General features: G+C 45.6%; 14 protein-coding genes. 5 read left to right on the top strand and 9 right to left on the bottom strand.

Annotated features, from left to right (window positions below):
* Positions 1 to 16: 16 nt before the first annotated feature.
* Positions 17 to 2059, bottom strand: a complete 2043-nt coding sequence (locus MH117_RS04645; RefSeq protein ID WP_239327462.1) for a sensor histidine kinase — start codon at positions 2057 to 2059, stop codon at positions 17 to 19.
* A 170-nt stretch (positions 2060 to 2229) separates the two neighbouring features.
* Between MH117_RS04645 and MH117_RS04640 the strand changes: the two genes are divergently transcribed.
* The 4 genes from MH117_RS04640 to MH117_RS04625 all read left to right on the top strand — a co-directional run bounded on the left by MH117_RS04640 (position 2230) and on the right by MH117_RS04625 (position 5997).
* Positions 2230 to 2922, top strand: a complete 693-nt coding sequence (locus tag MH117_RS04640) for a response regulator transcription factor (RefSeq protein WP_239327461.1) — start codon at positions 2230 to 2232, stop codon at positions 2920 to 2922.
* A gap of 141 nt (positions 2923 to 3063) precedes the next feature.
* Positions 3064 to 3927 (top strand): class I SAM-dependent methyltransferase, encoded by an 864-nt coding sequence (locus tag MH117_RS04635; protein WP_239327460.1) that lies wholly within the window; start codon positions 3064 to 3066, stop codon positions 3925 to 3927.
* A 5-nt stretch (positions 3928 to 3932) separates the two neighbouring features.
* On the top strand, positions 3933 to 4661 hold the full coding sequence (locus tag MH117_RS04630; RefSeq protein WP_239327459.1) for an RluA family pseudouridine synthase: 729 nt from the start codon (positions 3933 to 3935) through the stop codon (positions 4659 to 4661).
* Between the two features lie 31 nt (positions 4662 to 4692).
* Positions 4693 to 5997, top strand: coding sequence for a CapA family protein (locus MH117_RS04625; protein ID WP_239327458.1), 1305 nt, complete (start codon positions 4693 to 4695; stop codon positions 5995 to 5997).
* Positions 5998 to 6066: 69 nt separating this feature from the next.
* Here the strand turns inward: MH117_RS04625 and MH117_RS04620 are convergent, their stop codons facing one another.
* Positions 6067 to 6534, bottom strand: coding sequence for a MarR family winged helix-turn-helix transcriptional regulator (locus MH117_RS04620; RefSeq protein WP_239327457.1), 468 nt, complete (start codon positions 6532 to 6534; stop codon positions 6067 to 6069).
* Between the two features lie 203 nt (positions 6535 to 6737).
* Here MH117_RS04620 and MH117_RS04615 point away from each other — a divergent pair, with 203 nt between their 5' ends.
* Positions 6738 to 6905 carry a hypothetical protein gene (locus MH117_RS04615; protein ID WP_239327456.1) on the top strand — a complete coding sequence of 56 codons (168 nt, stop codon included), beginning with the start codon at positions 6738 to 6740 and terminating at the stop codon, positions 6903 to 6905.
* A 56-nt stretch (positions 6906 to 6961) separates the two neighbouring features.
* Here the strand turns inward: MH117_RS04615 and parC are convergent, their stop codons facing one another.
* From parC to MH117_RS04580, 7 genes are all read right to left on the bottom strand, one after another.
* Entirely contained in the window at positions 6962 to 9394 is a 2433-nt protein-coding gene (gene parC, locus MH117_RS04610) for a DNA topoisomerase IV subunit A (protein WP_239327455.1), read from the bottom strand.
* Between the two features lie 13 nt (positions 9395 to 9407).
* Positions 9408 to 11399 carry a DNA topoisomerase IV subunit B gene (gene parE, locus MH117_RS04605; RefSeq protein ID WP_239327454.1) on the bottom strand — a complete coding sequence of 664 codons (1992 nt, stop codon included), beginning with the start codon at positions 11397 to 11399 and terminating at the stop codon, positions 9408 to 9410.
* Positions 11400 to 11545: 146 nt separating this feature from the next.
* A complete protein-coding gene (locus MH117_RS04600; RefSeq protein ID WP_239327453.1) occupies positions 11546 to 12535 on the bottom strand; it encodes an ABC transporter permease in 990 nt (329 codons plus the stop codon).
* Entirely contained in the window at positions 12528 to 13508 is a 981-nt protein-coding gene (locus tag MH117_RS04595; protein WP_239327452.1) for an ABC transporter ATP-binding protein, read from the bottom strand. The genes MH117_RS04600 and MH117_RS04595 overlap by 8 nt, the downstream gene beginning before the upstream one ends.
* Before the next feature lie 133 nt (positions 13509 to 13641).
* Positions 13642 to 14451: a GDSL-type esterase/lipase family protein gene (locus MH117_RS04590; RefSeq protein WP_239327451.1), complete on the bottom strand. Its 810-nt coding sequence runs from the start codon at positions 14449 to 14451 to the stop codon at positions 13642 to 13644.
* 192 nt (positions 14452 to 14643) lie between these two features.
* Positions 14644 to 16518, bottom strand: coding sequence for an ABC transporter ATP-binding protein (locus tag MH117_RS04585; RefSeq protein ID WP_239327450.1), 1875 nt, complete (start codon positions 16516 to 16518; stop codon positions 14644 to 14646).
* Positions 16515 to 18290, bottom strand: a complete 1776-nt coding sequence (locus MH117_RS04580; RefSeq protein ID WP_239327449.1) for an ABC transporter ATP-binding protein — start codon at positions 18288 to 18290, stop codon at positions 16515 to 16517. Before MH117_RS04580 ends, MH117_RS04585 begins: the two co-directional genes overlap by 4 nt.
* Positions 18291 to 18313: the final 23 nt, after the last annotated feature.

Below are 18313 nucleotides of genomic sequence, written 5' to 3'. Positions count from 1 at the left end.
GGACAACCTCAGATTGCTACTGCAATCGCGCAGGCAGTTCAATATGAAACGTGCATCCCTGTCCCTGCATACTTGTAGCCCAGATCGATCCATGATGCAGTTCTACAATTTCTTTCGCAATAGAAAGTCCCAGACCGCTGCCTCCAGAAGATGAATTTCTTGATTTGTCCTTTTTGTAGAAGCGATCAAAGATGTAAGGTAAATCTTCTGAGTCCACTCCGATACCCGTATCGGTAACTTCCAAGTGAATGCACGATTTGTACGCAACATATTGAACCCGGATACTAATTGTGCCGCCGGCAGGTGTAAATTTGACTGCATTATAAATAAGGTTGTCAAACACCTGAGTCATCCGATCGATATCTATACGCAAATGTAAGCTTACCGGCGGTGCATCCCGATAGGTTAAGTTATAACAGGCAAATAAGAAACCACGTCTACGTAATTCCAACTCGTAATGTTCTTCAATGTGTGAAATAAAATGCTCTAGCAGCATATCCTCCATCGTAACCTGTACTTCCCTCGCTTCCAGCTTAGACAGTTCGAACAAATCGCCGATGAGATGATTCAAACTATTAATTTTGTTGAGCATTAGCTTGACATATTTTTTTTGCTCAGCAGGTTCATTAATAACGTCGTCATGAAGCGCTTCTAAGTAGCCGCGAATCAATGTCATCGGTGTTCTAAGATCGTGCGATATATTGGTCAGCAAGTGCCTGCGTGAATTTTCCATTCGCTCCAGTTCTTTATTTTTCTGTTCCAGATTCTCATTCATATGGAGCAATTCCCCTGTGCGGACTTGAATCCTCTGTTCTAGACCCGTATTTAGTTCACGCAGCTCACTGGACACGGACTCCACTTCCTCCATAGCATTAGAGTAGCGCATCGATATCATCAGCGATTGCATAAATACACAAATGACAAGTCCGATAGGAGACAAATCCCTTATTGGAGCAAGTTCCTGATAGTAAAGCAAATCATTAATTATGAGCACACAGAACACGGTAAACCCGATTAAAGCTATCGTTGCACCTAGACGTTGTCTCAGTACAGCCTTAATCGTAACAGACAACATAAACAACATCGCAATGACAATGTAGACCTGATAAAGAAGCATCCAAGACGTAAACACGATCGTCGATAACGCAAGTGTTAAACCGAATAGCACCATGCCCACAATCAAAATAAAGCGGTACAACGTTCGATGAGACTCTTTTATAAACAATGTCTTGACGTAACTAACACCGCACATTACGGCGCATATCGTCAAGCAGTAATCAAGCCTGACCACGCTGTCCCAAGGGATCCATGGAAACCAGTTATACAACAGCATATCCCCGACCGCTAAGATACGAAGTGAGATCGCAACACATAGCAGTCCAAAATGGAAAGTGAATACATCTTGCCTTCTTTCTAGGAACATACCCAGATGATAAAGGCCAACAATAAAGAGACATCCGAAGAGGACCGCATCTCTTACGGTTTCCATTTTACTTTTGCGAATCATCTGCTCGGTTGATCCGATTTCGGGTGCTTGCCACATCCCGCCTTTGACATAGGAATAATTAGAGACCTGTATAACAATATCCAATATTTCATCATCAAACACCATCATAGCAAGACGCTGTTTCATGCCGGGGACTGCTTTTTCCGGTTCATCCCCCACTTTCCCTTCACTGACAAAGGGGTGGCCATTAATCCATACTTTGTATGATGTGTATATGGCAGGCAGCCAGATTCCCAACATCCCGGCTTCTTTGTCTTTAAGAATCTGTATCCGATAAGTCGCATATCCTGTTCCGCTTAATGGCCAATCGTTTAAGATCATTTGATTCCAGGACGTGGGTACTTGCACATATTGGCGCTCCCTCGTTGGATTCGAGAATTGATCCGGCCGCACTAGTTCTTTCCATGTAAACTCCCACTTGCCTTTTAATGAAACTGAGCCGTCTTTGGCAAAGTCCCAGGAGCGAAGATCCATCACGCCAAATAAGGATTGAGGTGCAAGCTTGCGCTGAGATACATCGCTGATGAGTTGAACTAGCAATATAGTAACCACTACTAGGGCTACAATTATATGAAATGATATGCGTCTAATCGTTCTGCACCTCCTGCTTTTTCTCATTGTATATCACCGCAATTCATTTGGCGAGATCTTCCAATCCTATCATTGTCATCTTCTACCAACATTCGCTATAATGGGGATGATAGTGGAGGTGATAGCTTCATATGGCTGAACACAAAATATTGATTGTGGATGATGAACTTGAAATAACGGAATTGATCTCACTGTATTTGAAAAGGGAAGGATTTAAAGTCTATGTAGCAGATAACGGACATGCTGCATTAGAATTAGCTAGGACCGTCAAGCCGGATCTAATTGTTCTCGATATCCTGTTAAAGTCATTGGACGGCATCGAAGTATGCAAGCAGATAAGAAAAACATCCACTGTGCCGATCATATTTATTAGCTGCAAAAGTGACGATGTCGATATTATATTAGGCTTGACGATTGGTGGAGATGATTACATTACGAAGCCATTTAGTCCCAGTCAGCTCGTAGCCCGGGTTAAGGCTCAATTAAGGCGCCGTTTGATTCAAGAAAACTCTGCTTCCGAAGGAGATATTATTTCCTATCCTGGTCTGGAACTTGATTTGAACAGCCACACCGTTAAGGTTGACGGACGTGTCATCTCATTGTCTTCCAAAGAGTTTGACTTGTTGACACACCTTGCGCAATCTCCTAACAAAGTGTTTAAGCTGGAACAGCTGTATCAACTGATTTGGAACTCGGAGAGCTTTGGTGACACCCGCACGTTAATGGTACATATCAGCAATTTACGCAAGAAAATAGAACCCGATCCCGCCAATCCCCGCTTTATTCTGACCGTACGCGGCGTCGGCTACAAGTTTACTTGTTGACGGCTAACGCATAACCAACGATCCTGCATGCCCCTTGCGTTTCATGCACTCTCTTGAGCTGCTTCCATAGCTTCGCAGCGCATTTTGTAGTACAATAGCGGTTAGCGACTTTGTGAAGATAAGGAAGGTAGAATTATCGTGATGTACATGGCTCAAGATTGGAAAGACTATGAGGTCATCGATACTGGTGGCGGAGAAAAGCTGGAACGTTGGGGAGATATTGTATTGCGTCGACCTGATCCGCAAATTATATGGCCAATCGCGGAAGAAACCAAGAGATGGCATAACGTTCATGGACATTATCACAGAAGTTCCTCAGGCGGCGGACAATGGGATATGAAGAAGCCTGTACCTGACCGCTGGACGATCAGATACCGTGATCTCCAATTTTATATCCGTCCAACAAGCTTTAAGCATACTGGACTGTTTCCAGAACAAGCAGTGAACTGGGCCTGGATGATGGACAAGATTGCAGCAGCCAAGCGCCCTGTGAAAGTGTTAAATTTGTTTGGATATACTGGCGGTGCTTCTGTTGCATGTGCTTATGCTGGTGCAGAAGTATGTCATGTCGATGCTGCCAAAGGTATGGTACAGTGGGCGAAAGAGAACGTTCAGCTATCTGGCTTATCTGACCGCCCTGTGCGTTATATTACAGATGATGTATTTAAGTTTGTACAACGAGAACAGCGCCGTGGCAGCAAGTATGATGCAATCATTATGGACCCACCATCCTATGGACGCGGGACAAACGGCGAGACTTGGAAGCTTGAGCAAAGTCTTTATCCGTTCCTTGAATTGTGCATGACTATTATGTCTGACAATCCGTTGTTTATGTTGATTAATTCTTATACGACAGGCCTCTCGCCTGCAGTGTTAGAAAACATGCTTCATTTAACTATGAAGAAACAGTACGGCGGAACGATAACGTGCGGTGAGATTGGACTGCCGACTACTGAAACGGGGCTTGCCCTTCCGTGCGGTATACTTGGTCGCTGGGAGGCATAGATCTTATGGGATATGAGACAGCGCCTACGATTCCAATCCTGTTCGAAGACAATCATATCCTAGTTGTAGAGAAGCCTGTGAACGTGCTGTCACAGGCTGATTCTACGCATGATGAAGATATGCTTACACTGCTCAAGAATGATCTTAAAGTACGCTACAACAAGCCTGGGAACGTTTACTTGGGGCTTGTACATCGACTTGATCGCCCTGTGGGTGGCGCAATGGTATTTGCCAAGACATCCAAAGCAGCGTCACGCCTTTCCGATACGGTACGGAAACAGGAATTGGCCAAGCGTTATATTGCTGTCGTTCACGGAATGCCGGCACAATCTCGCGCTTCGCTTCGACATTATTTACTTAAAGACAGCCGCACCAATACAGTACGGACTGCCAACCCGGGTACTCCAGATGCCAAAGAGGCACGACTGGACTATGAAGTAATCGGCCAACATGATAATCTGTCTCTGGTTCTTGTGGAATTACATACCGGAAGACCTCATCAGATCCGTGTTCAGATGCAGGCAATCGGCTGTCCTTTGTATGGGGATCAAAGATACGGAGCAGCTCTTAACAAAGCAGGCCAACAAATCGCACTTTGGTCCACATATCTTTCTTTCTGCCATCCCACAACTAAAGAGTTAATGGCATTTAGATCTATACCGCCTCCCACTTATCCATGGAATAACTGGGATGTAGTAGACTTAATGAACACCAAATTAAATACGTTATCTTAATGGTAGACCCGACCGAAAGGACCGATGCCACGTGGAATCGTCTCAATGGAGGCAAGGGCTGTACCTTGTCTCTATTGCTATGCTGCTGATGTTAACTGCAGCGTGTCAATTGAATGTTGGTCCACTAAAGCAAGCAGAGCATGGATCACACACAATCCAGCAGGAGTCAGGGAACGACAGTCAATCCCATACCGCGCAATTGCCGACACCAACTGCCCCTGGCGACAAGTCATCTACCTCAACTTATCCAAGTGCCGAATCAGCGAACCAGCACGATCAGCAGCTTAAGTTATTAGCTGTCGGAGACATTATGATGCACAGTCCCCAATTTCCAGCTTACTATAATCGAAAGACCGGAGGCTATTCATTTAACAGCTATTTCGATCTGGTCAAGCCTTATATTACACAAGCTGATCTTGCATGGGCCAATCTGGAAACACCGCTGCTTGGCGGTGAGCGAGAGTACACTGGTTATCCTAGATTTAATGCGCCGGCAGAGTTAGCAGATGCACTACGTTACGCTGGATTTGATATCGTCACGAATGCTAACAACCATTCACTCGATCGATCCGAAAGAGGAGTCTTGAAGACATTAGAGGTACTTAAACAGCGTCAATTCATTACGAAGGGTACTTTTGCTTCGAAGTGGGAGTCCGAACAGCCTACCGTTATCGAGAAAAACGGGATCAAGCTTGGCATTCTTGCCTACACTTACGGAACGAATGGAATATCGCTGCCCAAGGATAAACCCTACATGGTGGCTCTTATTGATGAAGACAAGATCATCAAAGACATCCGTTTAGCCCGTCAAGCAGGAGCGGACGTTATTGCAATTGCACTTCACTTTGGGAATGAGTACGAGCCCGATCCGAATCAACAGCAAATCAAGCTGGCACGCAAGCTGGTGGCTGCGGGGGCAGATATTATTTTAGGTTCACACCCACACGTGCTTCAACCCTATGAACGCGTAACTGTACACGCTGCAGACGGACATAAACGCGATGGTATCATTATGTATTCAATGGGTAACTTTGTATCTAACCAGCGCGGAGAGGGTAAAGATATTGGTGTCATGCTGCAGCTAACCATAAAGAAACGCGGAGCCGACGGGACTATTCAAATTCTGGATACCGAGGTCCATCCTACGTGGGTATACAGAGCAGGTACAAAATCAAAAAGGACCTACAAAATCGTTCCTTTAAAAGCAGTTGCTTACGAGAAGCAAACCTCGACTTGGAGCAAAAAACAAAGAGATGACATGAAACGGATGCTGAATTCCGCCATGAAACATCTCAGATCCCGACCTCATACTGCTGTCGTTAAAGCATTGACGTAAGTAGCGTAGCAAGGACGGACTTATAGCACTCATATATTCTCATTACTTTCATCTCATAAATAAACCATCTTACTGTGAATTTGGCCCTCTTGAGCCTGTTCCAGACGGTTGCAACGAAGCTCCTGGAGGAGCTCCACTCGTTAACTTATTCAGCAATAAAATAAGCAGTTGCTGGTTATGCGTCGAGATCCGATTCAAAATGTCGTTCCAATACGACTCGCGAATATGGATTCCTCGGCGCATTTCTTGTTGCCCAAACGGTGTCAAGCTAACCCAGACAATACGGCGATCTCCCATATCACGCTCACGTATAATAAGAGCGTTCTTCTCCATACGATCCAGCAGAGTGGTGACCGCTGCCGGGGTTGTTGCAAGATGCTGAAGTAAATCAGAGGGCTTCACGCGCTCATATTCGGAGACACGCTCCAGCACGATGAGCTGACTTTCGGTCAAACTTGGTGCAAGCGCTTCATCCATCACGCCTTTATAATCCTTTGATAATTTCGACCATAGCTTCGAGAAATCGTTCGCGTTCATCGTATAACCCTCCTACATCTCATCCCGTTTCTCCAAAACAACTAAATTATACCACATGCCGCATGCCTTGGTCATCATTCGATATGATGGATGTTTAAATATAAACGAAAACGGACAACATTCGGCACACTTCACTCTCCTTTTTCATAAGATGGAATGTAGGCATTTGTACGGGGTGACACAATGAGGAAAGGAGCATGACGATGGACAATTGGAAGAACGAACTGTTCAGGAAAGCTTGGGAGGCTGGAATAATAAAAGACCCACAATGGTGCAGCCGCCTCGATGAGCCGGCCCCATTGTGGGTTATGTTGGATATTGCCCTGAAATTAAACGAAATGTTTGATCCCCCGCATAAACCGTTTGATTAACGGATCATAGAAAGGAAAACAATGAGCAAATGCGGTATTACGCGTTGGGAAGCAGTTTATAAGACAAATGCTTTAACCAGGTATTCCTCTTTCTCTAAGGAGACAAGTGACTTCCCGATCGATTTGCGATCCATTAAAGGAGCATGCTCTGTGATCAACTGATGAGCGGCGTGGGTGCTGCTAAGCAGTATGATGGAGTATGCTTCTTTACTGTAAAATGCGCCAATCAACTTAGACCCGTTAGGCTTGACACGTTTGCCTTCTTTGAATTCAAACGTCTGTATCCCCTTGCCTCCGCGGCCTTGCAGTTGATAATCAAGCAGCAAAGAACGTTTGCCCCAACCTATGTCCGTAATGACTGTCACTTCACCCTCATCCCCACTTACCCGCATGACAGCTGCAAGCTCATCATCTTCGCGTAATTGGATGCCACGAACACCGCTCGCCGCTCTTCCCATCGGGTTAATCTCACCTTCATGGAAGCGAATGGACATGCCCAGCTTCGTTATTAACAACAGTTCTTGTGCGGAGTCTGACAGCATGACTTGCAGCAGTTCATCACCGTCTGATACTTTACACGCAACTACTCCGGCTGAACGATTAGTTTCGTATTCCTTCAACAGTGTACGTTTCACTTGACCTCGCCTTGAGACAAACATTAGTGATAACGCTTCATCGTCAAATGACTTCACCGGAATCACCGCGACAATCTGATCTTCCTTGGCAATTGAAATCACATTGACGATTGCTGTACCGTTATCCTTCCATTTGAATTCAGGCACCAAGTGGACGGGAAGCGAGAAATATTGTCCCTTCTGTGTGAAGATCAACAGCTTATCCAGCGTGTTTACTTCTAACACATGACGAATATGGTCTCCCTCCTTGACGCCTGAGCTATGCAATTCCCCTCCAGAGCGAGTAAACGACAACATGCTTGTCCGTTTGACATAACCGTCATTTGAGACCGTGACAATTACATCTTCGGCGTTCACCATCACTTCGAGATTCACTTTTATTTCCTCGATCTCACCTTGCACGGCAGATCGACGATCAATGCCGAATCGCTGCTGAATGTCTGTTAACTCTTTCTTAATCACGGACAACAGCTTGCGTTCGCTGGCCAATATAGCTTGCAAATCGGCGATCTTTTTGCGAATCTCGTTAAGCTCCTTATCGAGGGATGACAGTTCAAGATTTGTAAGTCGATACAATTGCAGCGTTAAAATAGCATCCGCTTGTCGTTCAGAGAAGCCAAACTTGTCTACCAAGTTCTGCTGTGCATCCTGACGATTCTTCGATGCTTTAATCGTTGCGATGACCTCATCCAGAATATCAAGTGCCTTCACAAGCCCTTCCAGTACATGACCCCTGTCTTCCGCCTTCTTGAGATCGTATGTGGTTCGTGCCGTCACGACTTCTTTCTGGTGATTGATATACGCCGTCAACATTGGCATAAGGCCTAACTGCATTGGTGTCTTATTAACGATTGACACCATATTGAAGTTATAAGCGGTCTGAAGATCGGTCTTCTTGAACAAATAGTTCAAAATGCCTTGTGCATCCGCTTCCTTCTTTAATTCAACAACAATTCGCAAACCTTCACGACCACTCTCGTCGCGAACTTCTGCTATGCCGTCTACTTTTTTCTCCAACCGAATATTCTCCATCGCCGTGACCAGTCGAGACTTCACTACTTGATACGGAATTTCCGTAATGACAATCTGCTGGCGTCCACCACGCATGTCCTCAATTTCCGTTTTGGAACGAATATATATACGACCTTTGCCTGTCCGATATGCTTCACGGATACCTTCTTCGCCCATAATGATACCGCCCGTTGGGAAATCTGGTCCCTGAACGATGTTCAGAATATCATCCAATCCAGCACTCGGCTTATCAATGAGAGCCACACAAGCATCGATAATCTCACGCAAGTTATGCGTCGGTATCTCCGTTGCAAATCCAGAGGATATCCCGCTTGAACCGTTTACAAGCAGATTCGGAAAGCGAGCTGGCAGTACAGCCGGCTCCTCTTCTGTATTATCAAAATTCGGACGGAACAATACAGTGTCCTTCTCGATATCCCGCAGCAGCTCCAACGCAATCGGCGATAAGCGTGCTTCCGTATATCGCATGGCCGCTGCTGGATCATCGTCCATCGAACCCCAGTTGCCATGTCCGTCAACTAACACATGCCCCATCTTCCAAGGCTGAGCCATACGTACCATACCATCATAGATTGAAGAATCTCCATGAGGATGATAATTCCCCATAACGTCCCCTACTGTCTTCGCGGACTTGCGGTATGGCTTGTCAGGTGTATTTCCGGATTCGTACATCGCATACAAAATTCGCCTTTGAACCGGCTTGAGACCATCCCTGATATCAGGAATAGCTCGATCTTGGATTATATATTTGGAATAACGGCCGAACCGGTCGCCAACCACGTCTTCCAAAAACGCAGGCTTGAACTGTTCCGATACGCTCATCTATATCACCTTTCTATTCTTCGAACTCCGTGAAGTCAACATTCTCTACGATCCAGCGTTTACGAGGATCAACTTTATCTCCCATCAAAGTTGACACCCGGCGTTCCGCCTTGGCTGCATCCTCAATCTGAACTTGCAGCAGCGTTCGTGTCTCCGGGTCCATCGTTGTTTCCCACAATTGGTCAGGATTCATCTCACCAAGACCTTTATAGCGCTGAATTTCCGCCTGGTTTCCGAACTGTTTTAAATAACTGCTTAACTGTTCATCCGTCCATGCATATCGAACTGTTGAAAGCTTCCCTTTCTTGTGCGTAATCTTATAGAGAGGCGGCTGAGCAATATAGACCTTCCCTGCATCAATTAAAGGCTTCATATACCGGTAGAAGAACGTCAGCAGCAGCACCTGAATATGCGCCCCATCCGTATCGGCATCGGTCATAATAATAATCTTGGCATAGTTGCTCTCGTCAACTTCGAATTCAGGACCTACTCCTGCACCTATAGCATGAATGATCGTGCGGTATTCATCATTTTTCAAAATGTCAGCAAGCTTGGCTTTCTCTGGATTCATCGGTTTCCCTTTTAGCGGCAGGATTGCCTGTACCTTTGAATCTCTGCCCTGCTTTGCAGAACCTCCCGCAGAATCACCTTCCACGATAAACAGCTCATTACGTGAAAAGTCCTTAGATTGGGCCGGCGTCAGCTTGCCGCCCAAATTCGAGCTCTCGCTGCGCTTCTTACCTGTGCGCACTTCCTCGCGAGCTTTGCGTGCAGCCTCGCGAGCCCGTGAAGCCTGAATGGCCTTCTTAACCAGCTGCTGCGCCACCTGAGGATTCTCCTCAAGGAAGATCTGCATCTGCTCGGACACGATGGCATCCACTGCACTTCTCGCAATCGCACTCCCAAGCTGGTCCTTTGTCTGGCCGACAAACTCTACTTCAGACATCTTCACATTGATAACAGACATCATACCTTCACGAAGATCATTGCCGTCCAGATTCTTATCTTTCTCTTTAAGCAGTGCATTCTTGCGGGCGTACTCGTTCATAACCCGAGTATAGGCTGTCTTATAACCTGTCTCGTGTGTTCCCCCGCCACGCGTTGGAATCGAGTTCACGAATGAAGCGATCGTCTCGGTATAACCATCGTTATATTGAAGTGCGATCTCTACCTCAATGTCTTCCTTCTCACCTGTAAAATGAATGACATCGTGCAGTACACTCTTGTTCTCATTCAAGTATTGAACAAACTCACTTGCTCCGCCTTCATAACGGAACGTTTCCTGCTTGCCTGAGCGCTCATCCTTCAGATTCACCGTAAGGCCCGAATTCAAGAAAGCAATCTCCTGCAGACGCTCGGAGAGCGTGTCAATATTCATATGAATACTACCGTGAAATACTTTCTTGTCCGGCTTAAACGTAACTTTAGTTCCTGTCCGGTTGGTATTCCCTATAATATCCAACCCGCCAACAGGCTCGCCGACATGTTCAATGCCGTTGTCTTCCGTCCACGACTCAAAGCGTTGACGGTGAATCTTGCCATCACGGTATATCTCAACGACCAGCCATTCTGATAATGCATTAGTCACCGATGCGCCTACACCATGCAGACCACCTGACTTCTTATAGCCAGAACCACCAAACTTACCTCCGGCATGCAATATCGTAAATACGACTTGTGGTGTCGGAATGCCTGTCTTATGTAATCCTGTTGGTATTCCTCGTCCGTTATCGCGAACCGTTATAGATTGATCCGCGTGTATCGTCACATCAATGACGGAGCAATACTTGGCCAGATGCTCGTCCACTGCATTGTCGACGATTTCCCATACAAGATGGTGAAGACCCGATGAGCTTGTGCTTCCAATATACATCCCTGGTCTCTTTCTAACCGCGACAAGCCCTTCGAGCACTTGAATGTCGTCAGCGCCATAATCCGAAGCGCGGTGCTCTGGTGTTCCTTCCTGCTTCGGAAGCTGACCGAACAAATCGATCTGATCGACCATTCGTGCTCCTCCTTCAATTGTACATATTATGTCTTTCTAATTCGGTCGGCAAAAGAAAATCTGCCGCCCTAAACGTACTAATGAGATGACCTCACATCCCACCAGTCCATTCAGATGCAAACAGATGTTTCGCATTCTTGTCTATTTTAATTCAAAATGTCCTGTTTCGTAAAGACGCGGAATGCAACGAATAAGGCAACCGCTCCCCAAACCGACAATACACCCAAGGAAAACAACAGTGACATTCCCTCTATTGGTGCTGGTGTTCCAGCCAAATAGTCTGTCAGCTTTAAATTAATCATAAACAAATACTTGGCTGTCGGCCAGGCTGAAGCCATATTATATAGAATCGTTCCTGCAATCAATGTTGCCATCAGCGTAACGATACTGGCAGCTGTACTCCGCACCAGCACGGATATCATAAATCCAAGCGCTGCGACCACAATGCTGGAAAACCATATTAATCCGCACTGCATCAACAAGTATAACCATGAAGGCAGCATATGTACAGCCTCAACATTAACATTTGTTCCCGACACATTAAATCCGGTAAACAACGGGAAGCTCCATCCTCCATACCCAAACACAGCACCCGATATGAGGTAGGACAGTAAAGCTGTCATGAGAACAACCACACCCGTAAACAGCATGAGTACCAGCCATTTACTCATTAATATTTTCCACCTTCGCACGGGTCTCGTCAGCAGCATCTTGATCGTCCCCGTAGAGCGCTCAGATGATACAATATCACTTGCGATGGCCATCACCAGCAGCGGAATAAATAAATTAACCGAATTATCCATAAAGGTACGCGTAAACGTAACTCCATTAGGTTCATTAGGATTCACGTCATGATCCAAATAATATTGCAACTGCTGCAGCATGATACGACGGAATTTCTTCCACTCCTCAGGAATTCGATCACTACCGAGCGTATTTTGGTAATCCGTAATTTGCTGTGTAATTTCCCGCCGCCAATCCTGATCGAATTTCTCACGACTATTTTGGGCAATCTTCATTTGGGCGTATGTAAATACCGGAATTAAAATAACAAGAATAAGCATAACGACATAAAATCGTTTCTTTTTCAGCACTTTTAACGTTTCGTTTTGGATAAGAGCCAACATATTATTCAATGTGACCTCCTTCCGTCATCTCCAGGAAGAGTTGTTCAAGCGTTGGCACAACACGCTGAATGCCTTCTACTGCTACTCCCGCATCCGTTAAAGCCTGATTTAATGCAGCAATATGTTCCGGTGACGTTTCTGTAATGATAAAGTGCTCAGGCAATCCTATAAGTACAGACTCATCTATTACCGCCTTATCCGCTTCCAGCACTTTGGCTTGTTCGCTGGCCTGTAGCATTTGTAATGCCTTGTCCAGCGGCTCTGCCATCCATATGACATACTGACTGCGGCCCGTAAGCAACTGATCAACATCGTCTACAGCAAGTACACGACCATTGCTGATAATAGCTACCCGGTCGCACATCAACTGAATTTCGCTGAGCAGATGGCTCGATACAAATACAGCCATGCCGCTGTCTGCCAGCAAACGAATAAATCCACGCAGCTCCTTAATCCCAAGTGGATCTAGTCCATTCGTCGGCTCGTCAAGAATCAACAGCTTTGGCTGAACAAGCAAAGCCTGGGCAATTCCAAGCCTCTGCCGCATCCCAAGAGAATAGGTTTTGACTTTATCATGGATTCGCTTGGTCAAGCCTACCACGTTAACGACTTCATGAATGCGGATGGAATCAATGCCAGGTACCATCCGCGCAAAATGCTCTAGATTCTCCCAACCGGTCAAATAGTTATACATTTCCGGATTCTCGACAATTGAACCTACAAATCTCAACGCTTTTTCTGGCTGACGGTTCACATCATACCCGCATACTTGAATATGACCAGAAGTAGGCTTGATCAGATCCACGAGCATACGAATTGTTGTTGTCTTGCCTGAGCCGTTTGGACCTAGAAAACCAAATATTTCACCCGCGCGAACATCAAAGCTCACATCATGAATGATCCATTTACGGCCAATCTTTTTCTTGATTTGTTTGACTGATAAAATAACAGGACGATCCGGCAATGCATGTTCCGTTTCCATCTCGGTACCTCCTTAATTCGGCAGCATAGATTAGATGAATAAGACTTATTTCGGTAAAAATGTCACGTATGTAATACGTATTCGCAACCTAACTGCTGCCTAAGTTCTGTTAATAGGACTGCATACATTTGCTTTACTTCATACTCTGTACGATACGCTCCGCAATTGCTGCATAACCTTCCGCATTCGGATGAAAATGGTCAGAGGAAATATAGATCCCCATATTACGCTCAAATAGATCCTGTGTCGGAATAAGCAGCATATTAGGATCCTTATTGATGATAGATGCTGCCGCATTGTTCCAGCTTTGAACGACTGAACCGCCAATGACCCGCATTTCTTTGACATCAGAAAACGGATTATACAATCCGACGTATATAATAAGTGCATCCGGGTTCCATTTTCGTATTCGGATAAGTACCGATTCAAGCGAAGTGACGCCTGCCTTGGCTTTGGCTTGCAAGGACGCCTCATTTAAAGGCTCATTGCCCATCTGCTCTGTACGAGCGCTTTGAAATAAATCGTTGCCCCCAATCGTCAACAAAATAACATTAGCTTGTCTCAACGAATAACCGATGCTGTCTTCTTTCAGCTTATTTACTAACTGATCTGCGCGCAGTCCGTTTACTGCCAAATTGTTTATCAACTTTACCGGTTTCTCTTGTACTTTGAGTAATTGGGTTACTGTACGTCGCACGTAGCCGTCACCTGTGGCATCACCGGTACCTCTTGTTAACGAGTCGCCAAGTGACACGATGCGAATCTCCTTCATTGATTCATCTGGGGTTACTTCCGGAGTCTTCACTTGCGGCTTTTCGGCAAATGGCACACTGCCCGGCGATATAATATCGGCTACACCGAATCCAAATCCGACGAGGAACAACAAGGTCGAACCCACTCCTACAGCAGCGATAAATCCCCATAAGCCAGATCGCTTATTCATCTCGTTTCCCTCTCTTCATCGTTATGTATAGGGGTTGTCCAACAGGTCAGTTTACGATATGCCCCAAGCTTCTTTGGGACTAGGTATCACTTATGCTGACAACGCTTCTGTCTACACTTACATTACTGATTTATAGGACAGAAAGCAAATAAAGCAAAGAACGCTCCCGTTTACACGGAAGCGCCTTTCAGCTTACATATATTTATACTGTGCGGCTACCAAGCCATGATAAATACCGCGTTGATTCATTAATGCACTGTGATTCCCTTGCTCCATAATGCGTCCATGATCCAATACGATAATGTTATCACAATGACGGATTGTCGATAAGCGGTGCGCAATAATAAACGACGTCCGCCCTTTTAGCAGCGTCTTTAATGCTTCCTGAATCTTAAGTTCCGTCTCGGTATCAATGCTTGCCGTCGCCTCATCCAGGATAAGTATACGCGGATCTGCAAGCAGCGCGCGGGCAAAAGAAATCAATTGCCGTTGTCCCATCGACAACACGTTGCCGCGCTCCTGAACTTCGGTCTCATACCCATCCTTCATTTCGCTAATAAATTCGTGAGCATGAACAGCCTTTGCAGCTGCTTCGACTTCCTCATCTGTCGCATCCAACCGCCCGAATCGAATATTATCTCGTATTGTGCCTGAGAAAATAAAAGTATCCTGCAGTACAATTCCGACCTGTGAACGTAAGCTGTGGAGCTTTACGTGCCGGATATCAAAACCATCAACAAGCACTCGTCCCTCAGTCGGATCATAGAATCGGCATAACAAATTAATAATTGTACTTTTGCCTGAGCCGGTATGTCCTACCAAAGCGATTGATTGCCCTGCATGAGCATGAAGGGATACCCCCTGAAGTGCCGGACGTCCCTTTTCATATTCAAACAACACATGCTCTACCTCTACATCTCCCTTAATTAGCGGGAGTACCATCGCTTCTTCGCTATCATCAATGGACGGCTTCTCATCCATGAATTCAAAGATACGCTCTGAGGATGCCATTGCAATGAGCATTTGTGAATACATCTGCCCAAGTCGATTGATTGGTTCCCAGAAGTTACCCACGTATTGGGCAAAAGCAAACAACACCCCTACCGTGATCGCACTAGTCTCTACCAGATGTGTGCCATATACAAACAAAATAAAAGCACCAACTGCACTCGTAATCTCAATGACTGGGCCAAATGTCTGGTTTAACGCCGAGGCGCGGTTCCAAGACGTACGATTAATTGTATTCATGTGGTCAAAGAACGTCATATTCTCCTGCTCTTGCGTATAGGCCTGTGTTACTCGCATCCCTTGGATTGCTTCATTCAAGTGTGAATTGATGCGGGACTGCTTAATCCGAACGTCCTGCCATGCCATCCGGATATAGCGCCGCAGCTTGGTAGAAACAAGAAACATGATCGGCACCGTAATCATGACGGCAACGGCAAGCTGAACGTTCAGGAACAGTAATATTATGATAATACCTATCAGCTGGAGCATATCAATCAGTACATTAATTGCCCCGTTCGTAAATAAATCCTGCAGCGAGTTGATGTCATTAGTCACTCGCACTAATACAGACCCTGCGGGTCGCTTGTCGTAGAATCGAAACGATAGCGACTGAATGTGCTTAAACAAATCTGCGCGTAAGTCGTAAATAATACGCTGTCCGATCATATTCATAAACTTGATGCGGTAAGTGTTGGTTGCCCATTGTATCAAATACAATCCGAATATGCTGCCAGTTATAATATACAACATTCGAAGCGAGGCTGGCCCACCATCCGTTGGGTTAATGGCATGATCAATCGCATAACTAATCAGAAAAGGAACAGCCAACTTCGTCAACGTGCCAAGAATCATTAACAAGATAAGGACAGGGAGCAACTGCTTGCGATAAGGCTTCATATACACCAGCAAGCGCCGCATTTGTGCCCAGTTAAACGGTTTTTCAATTAATTCGTCATCTTGGTAAACAAATCGTGTCTTTTTATCATATACAATAGGGTTATCGATATCTTCATCTGGCCTCTGTTGTCTGGACGCATCTGCTGTGTTCGCTTGACTCATGCTTTCACCTCATCTCTTGTCTCTGCTGACTCCCCCACCTGTAGATAGTCCGCATATTGGATCTGATAAACATCCTGATAAGTACCTGGTACCTTGATGAGCTCATGATGCGTGCCGCGCTGGACTACGTTACCTTTATCCAGTACGAGTATTTCGTCAGCATGACGCAGTGACGAGATACGATGCGCAATAATAAATACGGTGCGTCCACGCATGACCTCGTTAAATCCGGCTTGAATCTCATGCTCAGTCTCCATGTCAACTGCACTTGTAGCATCATCCAAGATTAGAATTTTCGGATCATTCAGCAGTGCTCTAGCAATCGCAATCCGCTGCTTCTGACCTCCCGATAGTCCCATCCCTCTCTCGCCAACTATCGTATCGTAACCGTCAGGCAGCTCCATAATAAAATCATGCGCCTTAGCTAGCTGAGAGACACGAATAATATCTTCTTCGGATACATCGTGACGACCATAGGATATATTGTTGCGGATCGTTGACGAAAACAGGAACGTTTCTTGAAATACAGCTGCAATTTGACGTCTGAGGCTTTTGAGATCGATTTCACGAATATCGTGCCCATCCACACGAATGGAACCCTCTTGCACATCGTAAGCACGCATTAACAGCTGTATGATGGTTGATTTCCCGGCTCCTGTTCCTCCCAGAAGTCCAATCACCTTACCTGGGGCAGCATTCAGGTTAATATTACGAACTGCATGCAGTTCGCCTTCATAACCAAATGAAACATGATCAAATTGTACGTGTCCTTTAACTTCGTCGGGATTCAGCTTTACCGCGTCAATGTGATTTTCCACATCTACCTCGGAGTTTAATAGCTCTAGAACTCGTTCACCCGATGATTTGGCTTGCGTATAGTTGTTAATATGGAATCCGATTCCCCACATCGGACCGATAATGTACCAGATCATACTGAAAAATGCTACTAGTTCACCTAATGTCAACGTTCCCTGAATTACAAATGTTCCACCCGCGCCCAGCAGAATGACAACACTTAAGGACGCCAATATTTCCATCACAGGGAAATAGCTCCCCCATAGGTTGGCCACGTGAATCTGATTGTCTTTGTACGCAATGTTCCGTACTGAGAACTTATCGACTTCATGTTCTTCACGGGCAAATGACTTAACCGTACGTACCCCTGTAATGTTCTCCTGCACAGCTGTGTTTAATGAACTGAATGTCTTGCGCATCTCGCGGAATGCCGGATGAATCTTCGCTTCGAACTTGATTGCTACAAATACGAGCAGCGGCATACAGATCAACGTAATAAGCGTCAACTGCCAATTAATCGAGATCATCATACCTGCGCCGAACAAGACCATCAGCACCATGTTTAATATTTGGGCAAAACCAAAACCCACAAAGTTGCGAATTCCTTCCAGATCGGCAGTTAATCTGGACATTAGATCCCCAGTTCGAGCTTTGTCATAATAACGGAAAGACAGCGATTGCAATTTGCGGTAACATGCATTACGCATCTCGTATGCAGTATAGTTACCTAGTCTCCCCCCGAAAAACCCGTGTAAAAATGTTAGGGTGCCTTTGACGCTAACAACGGTAACTACCGTTAATGCTAGCCAAGGCACCCATTCGTATTGCTTCTTTGCGATGACGTCGTCAATGAGAATCCTTAGCATGTTGGGATACACAAGTCCCAACGCCGTGGCGACAATCAAACAAGCAATGGATGCAAACAGCAGCTTTTTTTTAGGCCAGTAGTATGGCGCTAACTGTTTGAATACGTTCATCGTTACTCCCCCTCTCTTCCGTT

The sequence above is a fragment of the Paenibacillus sp. ACRRX genome (assembly GCF_022346885.1).
Classification (GTDB): Bacteria; Bacillota; Bacilli; order Paenibacillales; family Paenibacillaceae; genus Paenibacillus_B.
The sequence above is the reverse complement of the archived record's forward strand: the minus strand, read 5'-3'. Positions and strand labels throughout refer to the sequence as shown.